Source organism: Gammaproteobacteria bacterium, assembly GCA_029880545.1.
Classification (GTDB): Bacteria; Pseudomonadota; Gammaproteobacteria; order Acidiferrobacterales; family SZUA-150; genus JAOUOD01.
In genome coordinates, this window is record JAOUOD010000004.1 from 184139 (window position 1) to 200297 (window position 16159).

15 protein-coding genes are annotated in these 16159 nt (G+C 53.7%); 11 read left to right on the forward strand and 4 right to left on the reverse strand.

Annotated elements, in window-relative coordinates; all coding sequences use genetic code 11:
- The first annotated feature begins 185 nt into the window (after window positions 1-185).
- The 9 genes from OEZ10_06250 to OEZ10_06290 all read left to right on the forward strand — a co-directional run bounded on the left by OEZ10_06250 (window position 186) and on the right by OEZ10_06290 (window position 10841).
- A complete protein-coding gene (locus OEZ10_06250) occupies window positions 186-1193 on the forward strand; it encodes a TRAP transporter substrate-binding protein (GenBank protein MDH5632583.1) in 1008 nt (335 codons plus the stop codon).
- Between the two features lie 33 nt (window positions 1194-1226).
- Entirely contained in the window at window positions 1227-1751 is a 525-nt protein-coding gene (locus OEZ10_06255) for a TRAP transporter small permease (GenBank protein ID MDH5632584.1), read from the forward strand.
- Entirely contained in the window at window positions 1748-3025 is a 1278-nt protein-coding gene (locus OEZ10_06260; protein ID MDH5632585.1) for a TRAP transporter large permease subunit, read from the forward strand. Before OEZ10_06255 ends, OEZ10_06260 begins: the two co-directional genes overlap by 4 nt.
- A gap of 9 nt (window positions 3026-3034) precedes the next feature.
- Window positions 3035-3814: a PhzF family phenazine biosynthesis protein gene (locus OEZ10_06265; GenBank protein MDH5632586.1), complete on the forward strand. Its 780-nt coding sequence runs from the start codon at window positions 3035-3037 to the stop codon at window positions 3812-3814.
- Window positions 3815-3865: 51 nt separating this feature from the next.
- Complete coding sequence (locus OEZ10_06270; GenBank protein ID MDH5632587.1) at window positions 3866-4525, forward strand: cyclase family protein; 660 nt, start codon at window positions 3866-3868, stop codon at window positions 4523-4525.
- Window positions 4526-4793: 268 nt separating this feature from the next.
- Complete coding sequence (dctP, locus tag OEZ10_06275) at window positions 4794-5939, forward strand: TRAP transporter substrate-binding protein DctP (protein MDH5632588.1); 1146 nt, start codon at window positions 4794-4796, stop codon at window positions 5937-5939.
- Between the two features lie 126 nt (window positions 5940-6065).
- Window positions 6066-7208 carry a TRAP transporter small permease subunit gene (locus tag OEZ10_06280; protein ID MDH5632589.1) on the forward strand — a complete coding sequence of 381 codons (1143 nt, stop codon included), beginning with the start codon at window positions 6066-6068 and terminating at the stop codon, window positions 7206-7208.
- A 3-nt stretch (window positions 7209-7211) separates the two neighbouring features.
- The gene (locus tag OEZ10_06285; protein ID MDH5632590.1) at window positions 7212-8576 is read left to right on the forward strand and encodes a TRAP transporter large permease subunit; all 1365 of its coding nucleotides are present in this window, start codon (window positions 7212-7214) and stop codon (window positions 8574-8576) included.
- A gap of 81 nt (window positions 8577-8657) precedes the next feature.
- Entirely contained in the window at window positions 8658-10841 is a 2184-nt protein-coding gene (locus OEZ10_06290) for a malate synthase G (GenBank protein ID MDH5632591.1), read from the forward strand.
- 9 nt (window positions 10842-10850) lie between these two features.
- On the opposite strand, the gene mtnC is transcribed toward OEZ10_06290, so the two are convergent.
- The 4 genes from mtnC to OEZ10_06310 form a co-directional block, all read right to left on the reverse strand.
- Window positions 10851-11525: an acireductone synthase gene (gene mtnC / locus OEZ10_06295; protein MDH5632592.1), complete on the reverse strand. Its 675-nt coding sequence runs from the start codon at window positions 11523-11525 to the stop codon at window positions 10851-10853.
- A gap of 2 nt (window positions 11526-11527) precedes the next feature.
- Complete coding sequence (locus OEZ10_06300; GenBank protein ID MDH5632593.1) at window positions 11528-12085, reverse strand: acireductone dioxygenase; 558 nt, start codon at window positions 12083-12085, stop codon at window positions 11528-11530.
- On the reverse strand, window positions 12082-12702 hold the full coding sequence (locus OEZ10_06305) for a methylthioribulose 1-phosphate dehydratase (GenBank protein MDH5632594.1): 621 nt from the start codon (window positions 12700-12702) through the stop codon (window positions 12082-12084). Before OEZ10_06305 ends, OEZ10_06300 begins: the two co-directional genes overlap by 4 nt.
- Before the next feature lie 170 nt (window positions 12703-12872).
- Window positions 12873-14135 carry a PhoX family protein gene (locus OEZ10_06310; protein ID MDH5632595.1) on the reverse strand — a complete coding sequence of 421 codons (1263 nt, stop codon included), beginning with the start codon at window positions 14133-14135 and terminating at the stop codon, window positions 12873-12875.
- 131 nt (window positions 14136-14266) lie between these two features.
- Between OEZ10_06310 and OEZ10_06315 the strand changes: the two genes are divergently transcribed.
- Entirely contained in the window at window positions 14267-15520 is a 1254-nt protein-coding gene (locus tag OEZ10_06315; GenBank protein MDH5632596.1) for an ATP-binding protein, read from the forward strand.
- Window positions 15517-16071: a response regulator transcription factor gene (locus tag OEZ10_06320; protein ID MDH5632597.1), complete on the forward strand. Its 555-nt coding sequence runs from the start codon at window positions 15517-15519 to the stop codon at window positions 16069-16071. Before OEZ10_06315 ends, OEZ10_06320 begins: the two co-directional genes overlap by 4 nt.
- Window positions 16072-16159 lie beyond the last annotated feature (88 nt).

The window sequence follows — 16159 nt, forward strand, 5'->3', positions numbered from 1 at the left end:
TGATAATGCGCCTGTTTTTGAGCCAGCTCAATAAATCCACAGCTTGTGGTGTGTATTGTTTTTCTTCCGTGACTGAATTTGGGGTGGCACGCGATCAATCTTCGTACAATAATGTAACAAACAAAAACCGGCGCGTATTGCAGCCGGCTTTATTCAACCACAAACAATACAGAGGGCAAGGCGTTATGAAAACTCCATTTCGACTCGTTATAGCGGCAGTATTGGCTCTGGCAGCAATACCGGGCTATGCCGCAGAATATACCATCAAGTTTTCCCACGTGGTTGCGCCCAATACACCAAAAGGCAAGGCGGCTGACCTGTTCGCCGAACTGGTGGACAAAAAGACCAAGGGCCGCGTGAAAGTGGAAGTGTTCCCCAATTCCCAGCTTTACAATGACAACAAGGTGCTGGAAGCAATGCGCCTGGAATCCAGCAAGACCACGGGTTATATGGCGGCACCGAGCCTGTCCAAGTTCGTGAAGTTCTCCGATACGCTTCAGGCCTTTGACTTGCCCTACCTGTTCAGTGACATGAATGATGTGCACAAGCTCGTGGACTCGCCGATCATGGACCGTATGACTTCCGGCCTGGACAGCAAGGGCCTGCATGCGCTGACTGTCTGGGACAATGGCATGAAAGTATTCTCCACCAAGGGCGGCGCGCCACTGAAGAAATCTCCGGCTGATTTCAAGGGCAAGAAATTCCGTATCCAGTCCTCTGATGTGGCCAGTTCCATGATTACCCACCTCGGTGGTACACCGCAGAAGTTGCCGTTCAAGGAAGTCTATACTGCACTGGCGCAGGGTGTTGTCGACGGCCAGGAAAATGCCTGGTCCAACATCTACTCAAAGAAATTCCATGAAGTTCAGGACTACATCTCCGTGTCCAATCACTCATACCTTGGCTACCTGATGGTGGTGAGCAGCGAGTTCTGGAAAGGGTTGCCGAAAGATGTGCGTGAACAGGTTTCGTCAGCCCTGAAAGAAGCCACCGCTGCCAACCGCAAGTATGCCGCAGAAGCTGATACCGAAGATCGTCAGAAGATCGAAAAAGCCGGCTATGCCAAGGTTGTCGACATGAGCAAGGCCGAACGTGCCGCCTGGCGCAAGGCCACCGAACCGGTCTGGGCCGAGTTCCGTGACAAGATTGGCGCCGACCTGATCGATGACATTAACAAGCTGCTCGGACGCTGATCGCAGATCCGCGGCTGGCTGCTTGCATTAATAATGAATAGCATAAATCGTTATATCGATGTCTTCGAGAAGTACACGATAACAGTCGGGTTCGCAGTTGCCACGCTGGTATTGTTTACCAACGTGGTACTGCGTTACGTATTCAATACCGGCCTGTTGTGGGCGCTGGAATTTGTGCAGTACGTGTTTGCCTGGGTAGTGCTGATTGGTGCCGCCCATGGCGTCAAGGTCGGCATTCATCTCGGTATTGATATCCTGCTGGAAAAACTGCCGCCTGTCTTGCGACAGACACTGCTGAGAATTGCGGTGGTTATTTGCATCGCCTTTGTTGCCATAGTCGATTACGAAGCTTTTCGGTACATGATCAGGATTTACCAGTGGGGTGATCTGACCGAAGACCTGCGTATTCCGCAGTGGATTCCGTATATCGCCATTCCATTGGGCATGACCTTGATGCTTTACCATTTCCTGGTGCTGGCCTGGGATATTTTCCGGGGCCGGCGTGACAGCATTCATGCCAGGGAATCGCACCGTAAACTGGAGGAGCTGGAGCAATGACAGTTACCCTGCTCTTTATCGGTTTGCTGCTTTTGTTGTTGATTGGCGTGCCTATCGCCATCAGCCTGGGCGCCAGCAGCCTGGCTTACGTGTTGCTGGCTACCGAGGATTCGCCGGTGGTTATCGCTCAGAAACTGTTCGATACCATGGAACACACGACGTTGCTGGCAATCCCGTTTTTCATATTGTCGTCTCATTTCCTGACCACCGGCGGTGTTTCTGCACGGCTGATCGAATTCGCCAAGTCCATGGTTGGCTGGGCGCACGGCGGACTGGCCATGGCCGGCGTTGTCGCCTGCATGTTGTTTGCCGCCATATCGGGCTCGTCACCGGCAACAGTGGTGGCCATCGGTTCGATCATGATTCCGGGCATGATTCGGGCCGGCTACACGCCGCAATACTCGGTAGGTGTAATTGCTACCGCCGGCAGCATGGGCATCCTGATTCCGCCATCCATCCCGATGATTGTCTATGCTGACGCCGTTGAAGAGTCAGTCGGCAAAATGTTTATTGCCGGTATTCTGCCGGGCTTGTTAATGGGCACGTTGCTGCTGCTGGCAACCTGGGTGACTGCACGTCGCATGAATATGCCGCGTGAACCGTGGCAGGGCGTTGGCCACTTTTTCAAATCATTTGGTCGCGCCTTTTCCGGCCTGTTTCTCATATTTATTGTCGTTGGCGGTATTTACGGCGGTGTATTTACTCCGACCGAAGCAGCAGCCGTGGCTGCCGTGTATTCGGCCTTTATTGCCTTGTTCGTACACAAGGATATGACCTTGGCTGATGTACCAAAGGTCATGCTTGATTCGGCCAAGATGACAGCGGTAATCATGTTTATTATTGCCTGCGCAATGATCTTCGCGCATGTATTGACCGAACAGCAGGTACCGCAGAATCTCTCGAAAATGGTTATCGAGCATAACCTCAGCCCATCCATGTTCCTGCTGATGGTGAACGTGATCCTCTGGTTCGCCGGTGACTTTATGGAGCCCAGTTCGATACTGCTGATCCTGTCGCCGTTGTTCCATCCTATCGCCCTGAACCTGGGTATAGATCCGATCCATCTCGGCATCATTATGACGACCAATATGGAAGTCGGCATGATTACGCCACCGGTAGGGCTTAATCTTTATGTTGCCGCCGGTCTCACCGGCATGAGTCTTGGCCAGGTCACGCGTGCCGCGCTGCCGTGGATGGCGGTATTGATTGTCGCCCTGATAATTATCACCTATGTACCCTGGTTCAGCCTGTACCTGGTCGGCCTGATGTTCTGACGAACACCAATGGATCTCGCGCTATACCAGGTAGACGCATTCGCTGATCAGGTCTTTGAAGGAAACCCGGCAGCTGTGTGCCCGCTTGATACATGGTTGCCTGATGCTGTCATGCAGGCCATTGCCGCCGAGAACAACCTCTCGGAAACAGCCTTTTTTGTTCGAGAAGCGGACAACTACCACATTCGCTGGTTCACGCCTGTTGCCGAGGTGGATTTGTGTGGCCACGCGACCCTGGCCAGTGCCCATGTCTTGTTCCATGTTACCGGGATTGACAGTGATACCATTGTATTCAACTCACGAAGTGGCGAGCTGAAAGTCAGGCAGCAGCAAGATCGACTGGAACTGGATTTTCCGGCACAACCGGGAAGTCCTCGACAATGCCCCGAGATCCTGCAGCAGGCATTTGGCCGCAAGCCGCTCATCTGCCTGCGATCGGAAGATTATATCTTTGTGCTTGAGAATGAGCAGCAGGTACTTGCGGCTGCGCCTGATATGGTCATGCTCCGTTCGCTTGACGGGCGAGGCGTAGCCATTACTGCGCCAGGACAACACCATGATTTTGTCGCGCGATTCTTTGTGCCCAAGCTCGGCGTGGATGAAGACCCGGTAACCGGTTCCATTTATACACAACTGGTTCCTTACTGGGCTGACGTATTGGGCAAGACAAAACTTGCCGCGAGACAGCTGTCCAGACGTGGCGGCAATGTTTACTGCGAACTGGCCGGTGATCGAGTCAGGATTGCCGGTGGTGCAAGACTTTATATGCAAGGAACAATATGCCTGTAGCCAGTTCGCGTTCGCAGATCCTGAACTGTACGTGGTTTGCACGGGAGCTGTATGTCGAAGCTGATTGATTTGAGCCACACCATTGAAGACGGGCTGGTTACCTACAAGGGCTTGCCGGCGCCACTGGTTTGCGATTACATGAGTCGCGAAGCATCAAGATCAATTTACAGCGAAGGCACATCATTTCATATTGGCCGTATCGATATGGTTGCCAATACCGGTACCTATCTTGATGCACCATTTCATCGCTATGAAGACGGCAAGGATGTATCCGAGTTGGCGCTTGAGTCCGTAGCCAGTCTCGACGCCATCAGGATAGTGACAGGCCCTGACGTGCCTGCGATCACTGCCGATATGCTGAAACCCGTGGATGTGAACGGCAAGGCAGTATTGATCCAGACTGACTGGTCACGACACTGGAATACCGAACAGTATTACGAAAATCATCCTTACCTTACCGAGGGCGCCGCCATATACCTGCGCGATGCCGGTGCCGTTCTTGTAGGTGTGGACACCTATAATATCGATGATATATCCGGAGGCGAACGACCGGTGCATTCGGCCTTGCTTGGCTCAGGTATTCCCATTGTAGAGCACATGTGCAACCTGGATGCCTTGCCGGCAGACGGGTTTCGTTTTTACGCGGTCCCGGTAAAAGTGAAAGGCATGGGAACGTTTCCGGTGCGCGCGTTTGCTGTCATTGATGAATAAATAGTTGGTCAAAAAACTGGGTTATTCTGATTGCCAGGAATCGCTCGAACCCAATTAAGCATATAAGAAATTACTGAAATACTGGGCGGTGTCTTTTGTTTGTTGTTCCAATTTTGCATGACGGGAGAATATATCCGGATTTTGTTTTTAAAATTGTTCAAAAGTGTGTAATTGGGACTATAATAAAATTCGTTTCAATCCCAGGTGTATTCGAAGGACCGATTCACATTTGGTTGACTATCACTACCATCCACAAGAGGAAACGGCGATGACAAAGAAAATTATAAGTACCGACCGGGTGTCCGAAACCAAAGCCGCAAAAACCGACCGAAGAAGTTTTTTGAAGACTACCGCCGCTATGGGCGCCGGTGCGGTCGTGGGCGCACCCTTTATCAGTAATGCGGAAGCAGCCAAGACCACTACCTGGAAAATACAGACTTCATGGCCAGGCGGTATCGGTCTCGATATTTTCAAGGAATGGTGTGGCAGCATCATCGAAAAGACCGGCGGCGAACTGGCGTTCAAGCCATTTGGTGCCAAGGATGTGGTCGGTGAGTTCCAGCTGTTTGATGCGGTCAAGAATGGCGTGCTCGACGCCATGAATCCGTTTACCTTGTACTGGGCCGGTCGCATGCCGGCAGCGGTGTTCCTGAGCTCCTATCCAATGGGTCTGCGTAACCCGCATGAATGGGATACGTTCTTCTACGGGCTTGGCGGCCTGGAGTTGGCGCGTGAAGCATTTTCGAAAATGGGACTGCACTATGTGGGTCCTGTGCATCATGGCCCCAATATCATTCATTCCAAGGTGCCGATTCGTTCCATTGATGATTTCCGTGGCCGAAAGATGCGCCTGCCCGGCGGCATGGTGGCAGAGCTGTTCCAGGCTGCCGGCGCCAAGACCACGTTGCTGCCCGGTTCGGAAATTTTCCCGGCCCTGGAAAAAGGCACGATTGACGTGGCCGATTACGTAGGCCCGGCCATTAACTACGCCCTGGGCTTCCACCAGGTAACAAACTATATCTCCATGGGCCCTCCGGGATTCATGTCCATTTACCAGCCGGTGGACCTCATGGACCTGACGGTGTCGCAGAAGTCGTGGAAGAAGCTGTCGAAGAAGATGCAGCAATTCGTGGAAATGGAAGTACACGTTTACTCCGACATTCATCATGCGAAAATCCAGGCGGCCGACCAGGAAGCCTGGAAGAAGTTCGAGGCTGCCGGTACACAGGTCACCCGCCTCGGCCAGGACGATGTCGAAGCCTTTACCAAGCTTGCGGTGCCTTTGTGGTTCAAGTGGGCCAACAAGGATACCTACGCAGCCAGGGCATTCAAGATCCAGCTGGATTACATGATGTCCGGATCCCTCGGTTATGCCGACAAGGCCATGATCAAGGGGCAAAAGCTGAAGTTGTAAACACTTTCCAGGCATTGATCTGCGCCTCGTCCGTCCAGGGCGTGGCGCAGATCATCGTTCTTTTGCTGTATACAGTTTTCAGCGCCCGCATAAACGAAACGCAAGACCGCTTCAGGAGTATCGGCAATGCCGGAGCTTAATTTTATTCTGCCGCACTGGCTTTATTGGGGCGGCTTGTTGTTGTTTCCCGCAGCCGCATTCTTTATTTACCGCAAGCAAATTAAACAAAAAACTATCCAGGACAAGCCGGTTTCGCTGGCGCTGGCCTATTGCCTGCTGCTGACGGGTGGCTTTGTCGGTGTTCATCGCATGTATCTCAAGAGCATGTGGGCGGTCTCGTTTATTGTTCTGTTTGTATGCATCCAGGCGGTCAATATCCAGGTGCGGGAAGTGCGCGAACAAGTATCCGGCGTGAACAATGAAACAAGAATTGCCGAGTTCAGAATCGAGAGTGCGCAGAAGGCGATAGAGGGCGGGGATGAAGATGCCCCGGAAAAGCTGGCCCGGGCACAGTCGCGACTGGCGGAAGTCAACGAGCGCCATGCCGTGATCAGCCAGACAAGCGACCGCTGGGATACCGCGGCCATGTCACTGGGATTGATTGTGTTGTTGCTGATGGCCATTGATGCCTGGCAGTTGCCGAAACTGGTCGGGAGACGCAATGAAGTCGAATCGGTTCGGGAAGAGGAGGGCTTCCGTTGTCCGGCGGTGGAATCGGAATATGATCCGGAGCAGGAGCCGTTCCGGTTCAACCGGATCGTTTCCAGGATCAACGGCATGTTCGGTGAGATGGTCGCCTACTGGTCGGTCATTGCGGTAGTTGTCTATTACTACGAAGTCGTCGCGCGATACGTATTCAATTCACCCACCAACTGGGCCCATGAATCCATGTTCCTGATGTTCGGTATGCAATACCTGCTTGCCGGGGGGTATGTTCTGCGCGAAGGCGCGCATGTCCGCGTGGACGTCATATACGGATTCTTTTCAACCCGCACCAAGGCCATTATTGATGTCGTTACGTCCTTTTTCTTTTTTATCTTCATGGCGACGCTGCTGGTAACCGGGTACATCTTTTTCAACGATTCGTTGCAGGTGAGCGAAGTTTCATTTACTGAATGGGCAGTGCAGTACTGGCCAATCAAGTTTGCCATTCCGCTTGGCGCAGTATTGTTAATGCTGCAGGGTATTGCGCAACTGGTGAAGGATATCGCCGTATTGACGGGAAATGATTCCGTCGATCTCCACACCGAAGTCAGGCCGGAGGGTTAAAACATGGGATGGGAAATTGATATCTTCTGGTTGACCATTCTGATGTTTGGTTCGCTGCTGGTGCTGTTGATGGCAGGGTTACCGCTGGCTTTCGTAACTGGCGGCCTGGCCTGTATCTTCCTGTTCCTGTTTGGTGATGCACAGATGCTCAATATACTGCCATCACGCATCTTCCCGTTGATGACCAACTACCAGCTGTCCGCCATACCCTTGTTTATATTCATGGCGTCGGTACTGGAGCGGGCCGGTATCATCGAAGAGCTTTACGATATGGTGTACAAGCTGCTCGGAGGACTGAAGGGCGGGCTTGCCATTTCAACAATTATTGCCTCAACGCTGCTGGCAGCCATGTGCGGCGTAATCGGTGCAACCGAGGTCACCATGGGCATGATTGCCTTGCCGGCCATGGTCAGGCGTAACTACCACCCGACGATTGCCTGTGGCTCGATCCTGGCTGGTGGCACCCTGGGCATCCTGATACCGCCATCAATTTTGGCAATACTGTTTGCTGTCATCGCGCAACAGTCCGTTGGCGAACTGTTCATTGGCGCTGTTGTGCCCGGGTTGATACTTTCTTTCACATATATTTTGTATGTGGCTGCAGTGACCCATTTCCGGCCTGAATACGGACCGGCGTTGCCAGTGGACGAGCGTGTCAACACCCGGGAGAAAATCCGGTTGCTGAAAAACATGTTCGCGCCACTGGCGCTGGTGACACTGGTGCTGGGTATCATTTTTGCAGGAATTGCCACGCCGGTGGAAGCGGCCGGTGTCGGCACGTTTGGTGCCCTGGTGGTGGCATCCATGCATCGTCGACTGAACCTGGAAAATATCCGTTCTGCAGCACTGACAACACTGCGTGTAACCGGCATGGTGTTATGGATCATATTTGGCGCCACTTTGTTTGTCGGTTTCTACGTGGTCAACGGCGGTCAGGAGTTTGTCAATGAAGCCATCGCCGGTACCGGCCTCGGCCCTTACGGTGTATTGGTGCTGATGATGGTTATCCTGGTGGTGCTGGGCATGTTCCTGGACTGGGTTGGCATTCTGCTGTTGGCAGTACCGATCTTTATACCGCTGTTGAAAACCATGTCCTTTGATGGTGTGTTTGGTTTGCCCGGCGTGGCACCGGAAGAACTGGCGTTGTGGTTTGGTGTTGTCTACATGGTGAACATGCAAATGTCGTTCATCAGTCCGCCGTTTGGCTATGCGCTATTCTATCTAAAGAGTGTTGCGCCTCCCGGAGTTACCATGGGCCAGATTTACCGTTCATCAATTCCGTTCCTGTTTTTGCAGGCGCTTGGACTGGCCATTTGTATTATTTTCCCCGAAGTGGTGCTGTGGCTGCCAAGGCAGGTATATGGCTAGGAAGTTGACGCAGCAAATGTTGGCCGGAAGCAGCCGGGAGAACTGACCGGGCACTGGAGCCCGCGATATGTCGAGGTGATCATGTTAACCGAACGTATTGATGTTGCGGGCCTGCAGGTTGCCAAGTCCCTGTACCAGCTGGTGAAGGACGAGATTTCCCCGGGTACCGGTATTCAATGCGATGCGGCCTGGCAAGGTTTTGCGGAAATTGTTGCCGAACTCGCGCCGCGGAATCGTGACCTGTTGCAACGACGGGCGGAACTGCAGGCGAAAATTGATGCCTGGCATTTACAGCACCGTGGCCAGGATTTCGATCCGTCAGCCTACAAGGCCTATCTTGAGAAGATTGGCTATCTCGAAGCAGAAGGCGAAGCATTCTCCATCACGACAGCTGAAGTTGACGCGGAAATTGCCACCATCGCGGGACCACAACTTGTAGTGCCGGTCAGTAACGCGCGTTACGCGCTGAATGCTGCCAACGCCCGCTGGGGCAGCCTGTTTGATGCGCTTTATGGAACTGATGTGATTCCGGAAGATGATGGCGCGCACAAGGGCGCCAGGTTTAACCCGGTTCGTGGTGCCAGGGTGATTGCCAGAGGAAAGGCGTTTCTCGACCAGGCCATACCGTTGCAAAACGGCAGTTATGTTGATGCCATTGCCTATACGCTCAGGGATGGCGAGTTGTCGGTAACCCTGTCCAGCGGCCAGCATACGGGATTACAGGATCCGTCCCAGTTTGTCGGCTATCAACAGGACAAGGAGAATATTTCTTCGCTGCTGCTGAAAAACAATAACCTGCACATCGAGATCCTGTTTAATACAGACCACCCAATACATGAGCTGCACCCCACAGGGATTCGGGATATCTACCTGGAGTCCGCAGTTACCACGATCATGGATTGTGAAGACTCTGTTGCCGCTGTTGATGCCGACGACAAGGTGAACGTGTACCGGAACTGGCTGGAATTAATGAAGGGATCGTTATCCAGTAAATTCGACAAAAAGGGCCAGGTGATAACCCGCAAGCTGAATGGCAATCGTCGTTATAGCGCACCGGATGGAAGTTTTCTGGAAATTCCTGCGCGCAGCCTGATGCTGGTTCGTAACGTTGGGCATCTAATGACAACTGATGCGGTGCTGGATGCCAATGGCAGTGAAATTTTTGAAGGCTTGCTTGATGCTTTTGTCACCTGTTACAGCGCCCTGCATGACTTGAAAGGCAACAGCCCGTACAAAAACAGCGCCAATGGAAATATATATATCGTCAAACCCAAAATGCATGGACCGCAGGAAGTGGCTTTCACGGTTGACTTGTTCGAGCGCATCGAAACGCTGTTCGGGATGAAAGAGAATACAGTCAAGCTGGGTATCATGGATGAGGAGCGACGCACCACGCTCAATCTCAAGGAATGTATTCGCGCCGCAATGTCGCGGGTTATCTTTATCAACACCGGTTTTCTGGATCGTACCGGGGACGAGATCCATACATCCATGGAAGCAGGCGCCATGATTCGCAAGAATGACATGAAGGCTTCCGCCTGGCTAAAAGCCTATGAAAACTGGAACGTGGACGTTGGCCTGGCCTGCGGCCTGGATGGCAAGGCGCAGATAGGAAAAGGTATGTGGACCATGCCGGAGCGCATGCATGACATGATGGAGGTGAAAATTTCCCATCCACTATCCGGTGCCACCACTGCCTGGGTGCCTTCACCGACAGCAGCGACGCTGCATGCGATGCATTATCACAAGGTGGATGTGTTCTCACTGCATCCGGATCTGAAACGGCGAGGGCATGCCAGTCTTGATCACCTGTTATGCATACCGCTGGCGGAATCTCCGGACTGGACTGCAGAGGAAATTCGCGAAGAGATCGATAACAATATCCAGGGCATCCTGGGTTATGTAGTGCGCTGGATTGATCAGGGCATGGGCGCATCGAAGGTGCCCGATATCAATCACATTGACCTGATGGAAGACCGCGCCACGTTGCGCATCTCCAGCCAGCATGTGGCAAACTGGCTTTACCATGGCGTAGTCAGCGAAGCGCAGGTGATGGCATCAATGCGGCGTATGGCCGAGTTTGTTGATCAGCAGAATATTGGCGCGCCCAACTACATTTGCATGGCGCCGCACTATATCAGTCTTGCATTCCAGGCCGCGCAGGACATGATTTTTCACGGCCGTCGTGCACCCAATGGCTATACCGAACCGACACTGCATCGCCGTCGCAAACAACTGAAAGCTGCGTTGCGCGGTGACCGTTAAAGGTCGTTGTTACAGCTCGATATCGTGAAAGTTGTCCACCTGGCGGTGAACAGCATTGCCATTGATTTCGGTACCGCGAACCAGCCAGGTCGTATTCATGCCGGCCTCGGCGGCGGCATCAAGTTCCTCGACTATGTCGGACAGGAACATGACCTGGTCGGCCGGCAAACCCAGTTCACCGATGATGTGTGAATAGGATGGAGCTTCGCGCTTGTGACCAATGCTGGTGTCGAAATAGCCGCTGAATAATGGCGTCAGGTCGCCGAATTCAGTGTGACTGAACAAGAGCTTTTGTGCATAGACCGAGCCCGAGGAATATACATACAGGGAAATGGCCTGGTCATGCCACTGGCGCAGGCAGTCGACCGCATCCTCGTACACGTGTCCCGTAAAATCTCCGTTCCGGTAACCGGCTTCCCAGATCAGGCCTTGCAGCGATTTCAGTGGCGTCACCTTCTTGTCTTCATCGATCCAGGCCAGCATTTGCGCCACCACGGCGTTGTCGTCGGCTGCAGTACCCATTAATTCGCGCGCATCATCCAGCAATGCACGCACCGCCGGTTCGCCGCCATGCTGCCTGACATAGTCCGGCAATTGCCTGCGCGCATAGGGAAACAATACATCCTTGACGAAGGATAATGATGATGTAGTACCTTCGATGTCAGTGACTACCGCGCGAATCATGTTCAGGCGTTACCTGTCATCTGGTCATAGCCGGGGAAGCGTTCGGCAATATCGTTGCCGGTGAAATTGCCAACCCAGCCTTCAGCCTTGGTGAAAAAACGGATGCACTTGAAGTTCGGACTGGTACCCATGTCGAACCAGTGCGTGGTATTGGCCGGAACAGAGATCAGGTCACCTTTTTCGCACAAAACGGCATAGACATGACCTTCCTTGTGCAGGTAGAACATACCGCTGCCATCAACAAAAAACCGGACTTCGAAATCATCGTGTGTATGTTCGCTGAGGAACTTGGCGCGCATTTCGGCTTTTTGCGGATGATCCGGACGCAAGGCAACAACATCAACAGCAGTGAAGCCGTAGGTGGAATTCAGGGTTTCGATATCTTTTTCGTAGGCAGCAAGCACGGCTTCCTGGTCAGCATCGTCCGCCAATGGCTGGCTGGCGTTCCAGCGTTCAAACTGTACGCCTATGGCATTGAGTCGATCAGCGATTTCCAGGTAATCCTCGAAATCCTCGTGACTGTTGGTGTTGCTGTCCCTGAATATTGTCAAACGACTCATGATTTGTTGACCTCTCTTGATTTAAGTTCACAGGCAAACAGGAATTCAAATGCTTCCAGGTGGCGCAGTGTTTCCCTGACCGTGCGTCCCCAGGTATACAAGCCGTGCCCGGCAATCAGGTAGCCGTATATGGCCGGGTGAGTGCCCATGTATTGTTCGACCGCGGCTGCCAGGCGTGGAATATCCTGGTCATTGGCAAAAATTGGAATCGTGATGCTGGTATCGTGTGTCGTGATGCCGTTGAAGGCCTTGAGCAGTTCGTAGTCCCGCAATAACAGTTCATGTTCGTGCATTCGCGATAACAATGTCGCGTTCATGGAATGCGTGTGCAGGATTGCGCCAATATTTCCATCGCGCCCGTACAGCTGGCAGTGCAACAATGTCTCGGCCGAGGGATTCTTGCCCTCATCGAGCGACTGGCCCTGCATGTTGGCACGCATGATACCCTCGCGGTTCAACTCCCCCTTGTGCCAGCCTGATACGGTAATGGCCATACTGGCGTCATCAATGCGCGCGGAAAAATTGCCGCTGGTGGCAGGCACCCAGCCGTGGCCGTGCAGTTGGTGGCCGGCGCTGATCAGTTCATCGGCAAGGTGCTGGTAAAGAGTCTGGTTCATGCAGTGATCATGTTGTCTGTGGATGGTCGATAGAATAGCGGTTCCACCGCGGGCGTAAAAGCAAAACTTGCCCGGTGGGCAAAATCCCGTGGCTTTGCAGCCCGGACCGATTCGTCGCCGCCGGCGAGATGAAGAGCGGCACCTGGCCTTGCTGCCGTGGCCGGGTAGTGCTAGTTGCGCTCAGGGCTGATGATGAGTGTACGGTCGTTTCCGTGAAAACTGTGCTGAGTATTGATAAACATGCGTCCGGGATCGGTGCCAAAATAGATTCCGCTGGCCTCAGCGCCCGGTGTCGACAGCGAGCCAAACAGTTCGACCCGGTCGGCGGTACCATTGCCGTCTGCATCGGGCCAGGCAACCCAGATATCAGAGGGGGAATTGTCTTCAACTATCCAGAGCCGGCCACCGGGGTCTGCGGCCAGGTTATCCGGTGCACGAAAGCCGGACTGGTTTGCTGATTCACCCGGCACGTTGGTGCCGGCCTTGACGAAAAATCGCACAACGGGCGCATCACCCGCGCCTATGGCCAGCACCGCATCTTCACAGGTGAGTGCCACAAAAATGGTTTGACCAATACGCTCGATGTCTTCAGGCCGACAATAGGTTGTTGCCCCGGCCTCGGCAGCGGCGCTACGGGCATCTATCCGGGCCGCATCACCGGCAACGGCCAGCCATCGACCCTTGCCGGTTTTGCCGCCGGATACCTGCAATGCCTGGAGTTGCCCTTGCTCGAGATTGCCATAGCTGTCAGGTACAAACCGATAGATAGCGCCATGCTGATACTCGTCAATGACATAGACATTGCCATGTGCATCAACTTCAATACCTTCGTGGGCCATGGAGCCAAGAGCGGGTCTGACCTTTATCCACTGGAGCTTGCCAGGGTGGTTTAGATCGGGTTTGGCTTCGTATAACAGGCCGCGCCTGGCCTCGGGGTGATCCGGGTCTGGCAGTCGTGCGTTGCCGGTTTCCTCGGCGAACAAGAGTGTGCCCCAGGGCGTCCAGACAATGCCGTCCAGTGCCTCCCAGTCTCGCCGTTGCGCGAGAACATGGCCCTTGCCGGTTGCGAGATCAATTATCGACAGGGCGCCGCCTTCGTAATCATCGATATTCTTGCCCGGCCGAACTTCGTGTGTGCGATACAGGTAGCGACCGGCGTGTTTGCCGGTTTCATTTACCGTGTTCATGTCCGGCCAGTCTGCCGCGGCCGGCCTGGTGCGCGAAAAAATGTTCAGCCGGTTTTCATCTATCAGAGTGGTTTGTCCGAATCCTTCCGGAAGCATGAATGGTTTGTCGTCCGGCAGGCTTCCCGGTGTGACCGAGTGCTTAAGCGGAACAAATGACCAGTTATCCGGTTGTGCTGCGAAAACCAGGTTGATCGACAGGGTTATGGTCAGCAAGACGAGTATTTGCCGAGAGCCGCGTAAAGCCATTAAGTATTCCTTTAAATCGTTCGTATTTATCATCGGATGATTGATCCGGTATTGCAATACTCTCGCGGCGGGATGCGACAGTTTGACGCACCCCTTTGTCAATTCAGGGGTCAGCACCTAGAATCAGGACTATGAATTACACGGTGTCACTGCCCAAGGAAAACGCCATCAATCTGCGCCGGTTGCTGTGGATGCGTATGGCGCTGTTGCCCGGTGTTGCCCTGGCAGTATGGCTGGCCGGGAATTATCTGCATGCAGAGCTGCCTGTAAATAGCATTACCGTGGTACTGGTGTGCATGGCGCTCGTTGGCCTGGCAACAATGCTGCGCCTGCGCGGACCCTGGCCGGTGAGCAAGCAGGAACTGTTTTCGCAGCTGGTGTTTGACGTGGTGGTGTTCACCATTCTTCTTTACCTGACCGGAGGTTCCACCAACCCGTTTGCACCGGCGTACCTGTTGCCGCTGGCCATGACAGTTGTGGCCTTGCCCGGCATTTATGTCTGGGCCATGTTCGCCCTGACCACGATATGTTATACGTTTTTGCTGTTTAATTTCATTCCCTTGCCCATGGCGCACAGTCATGGTTTCCAGGTGCATATCTGGGGCATGTGGGTCGGGTTTCTGTTCAGTGCCGGCCTGTTTGCCGGATTTGCTGCCAGGGTTGCGGCAACCGTTCGCGAACGTGATCGAAGCATCGCCCAAATGCGTGAGCAGCAGGCGCGCAATGAAAAAGTGATTGCTCTCGGTACGCTGGCCGCCGGCGCGGCACACGAACTGGGTACACCCCTGTCCACCATGGCGGTAATCCTGAAAGATGTACAGGCCGATGAACCGATTCCTGACAACAGTCTTGCCATTCTGAAAAACCAGTTGGGCCGGTGCAAGGAAATATTGCTGTCGCTTTCAGTGGCTGCCGGTGATCTTCGGGCCGAATCCGGCCGCAGGATGCTGGTGTCAGATTACGTGACCGGCCTGCTGGATCAGTGGCGTGAATTGCATCCCGGCCTGGTCGCGCAGGTACATAGCAGTGCAGGTGCGCCGGAGACAGCTATTGTGGTCGATCGAACACTGGACCAGGCGATACTTAATATATTGAATAACGCCGCCGATGCATCACTTGCAGACGTAGAAGTTGAAACAGACTGGAGCAACGATACCTTATTGTTCGAGGTGCGTGATCGTGGACCGGGCCTGCACAGGGACCTTGTGGACGCAGCCGGCAAGATTATTGTCAGCACCAAGCAGGAAGGCCTCGGTGTTGGTCTATATCTTAGTTACAATACACTGGAACGAATGGGCGGTGATATCCGTTTGTTCAATCGCGACGGCGGTGGCGCTGTATGCCGGATTCGGCTGCCATTGGCAAATATAAGGGCTGACCAATGACGGAAATGATTAACCCGGGCGAGAACCCGAGCTTGTTGATAGTAGACGACGATGAAACGTTTTGTGCAGTGCTGGCGCAGGCTTTTGAGCGTCGCGGCTACGAGGTCAGGCTGGCGCATGATGTTGACCAGGGCATTGCCCTGGCCCGGCAAGAAAGCCCGGAATTTGCCATAGTCGATCTGCGCATGCCCGGTGAATCAGGGCTGGTATTGGTATCAGCGCTCAAGCAGGCCGACGAAAATACCCGTATCGTGGTATTGAGTGGCTATGCTTCTATAACAACGGCGGTTGAGGCCATCAAGCTCGGTGCTACCCATTACCTGTCCAAGCCTGCTGATGCCGATGAGATTGAGGCAGCGTTCTTCAAGGATGAGGGCGACAGTTCCGTTGATGTCAGCAACCGGCCGCTGTCGGTTCAGCGCCTGGAGTGGGAACATATCCAGAAAGTTCTGGGCGAGTGTGACGGCAATATTTCAGAAACTGCGCGGCGTCTGAACATGCACCGTCGAACATTGCAGAGAAAACTGGCCAAGCACCCGGTCAAGAGCTGAGCACCACGTCCCGTGCCGGGTCGCTACACCGCGCCGGCTTGACTCATTCCCTTTTCGGTTGCAAGGGTATTCGCTTGGCCTGATGGCC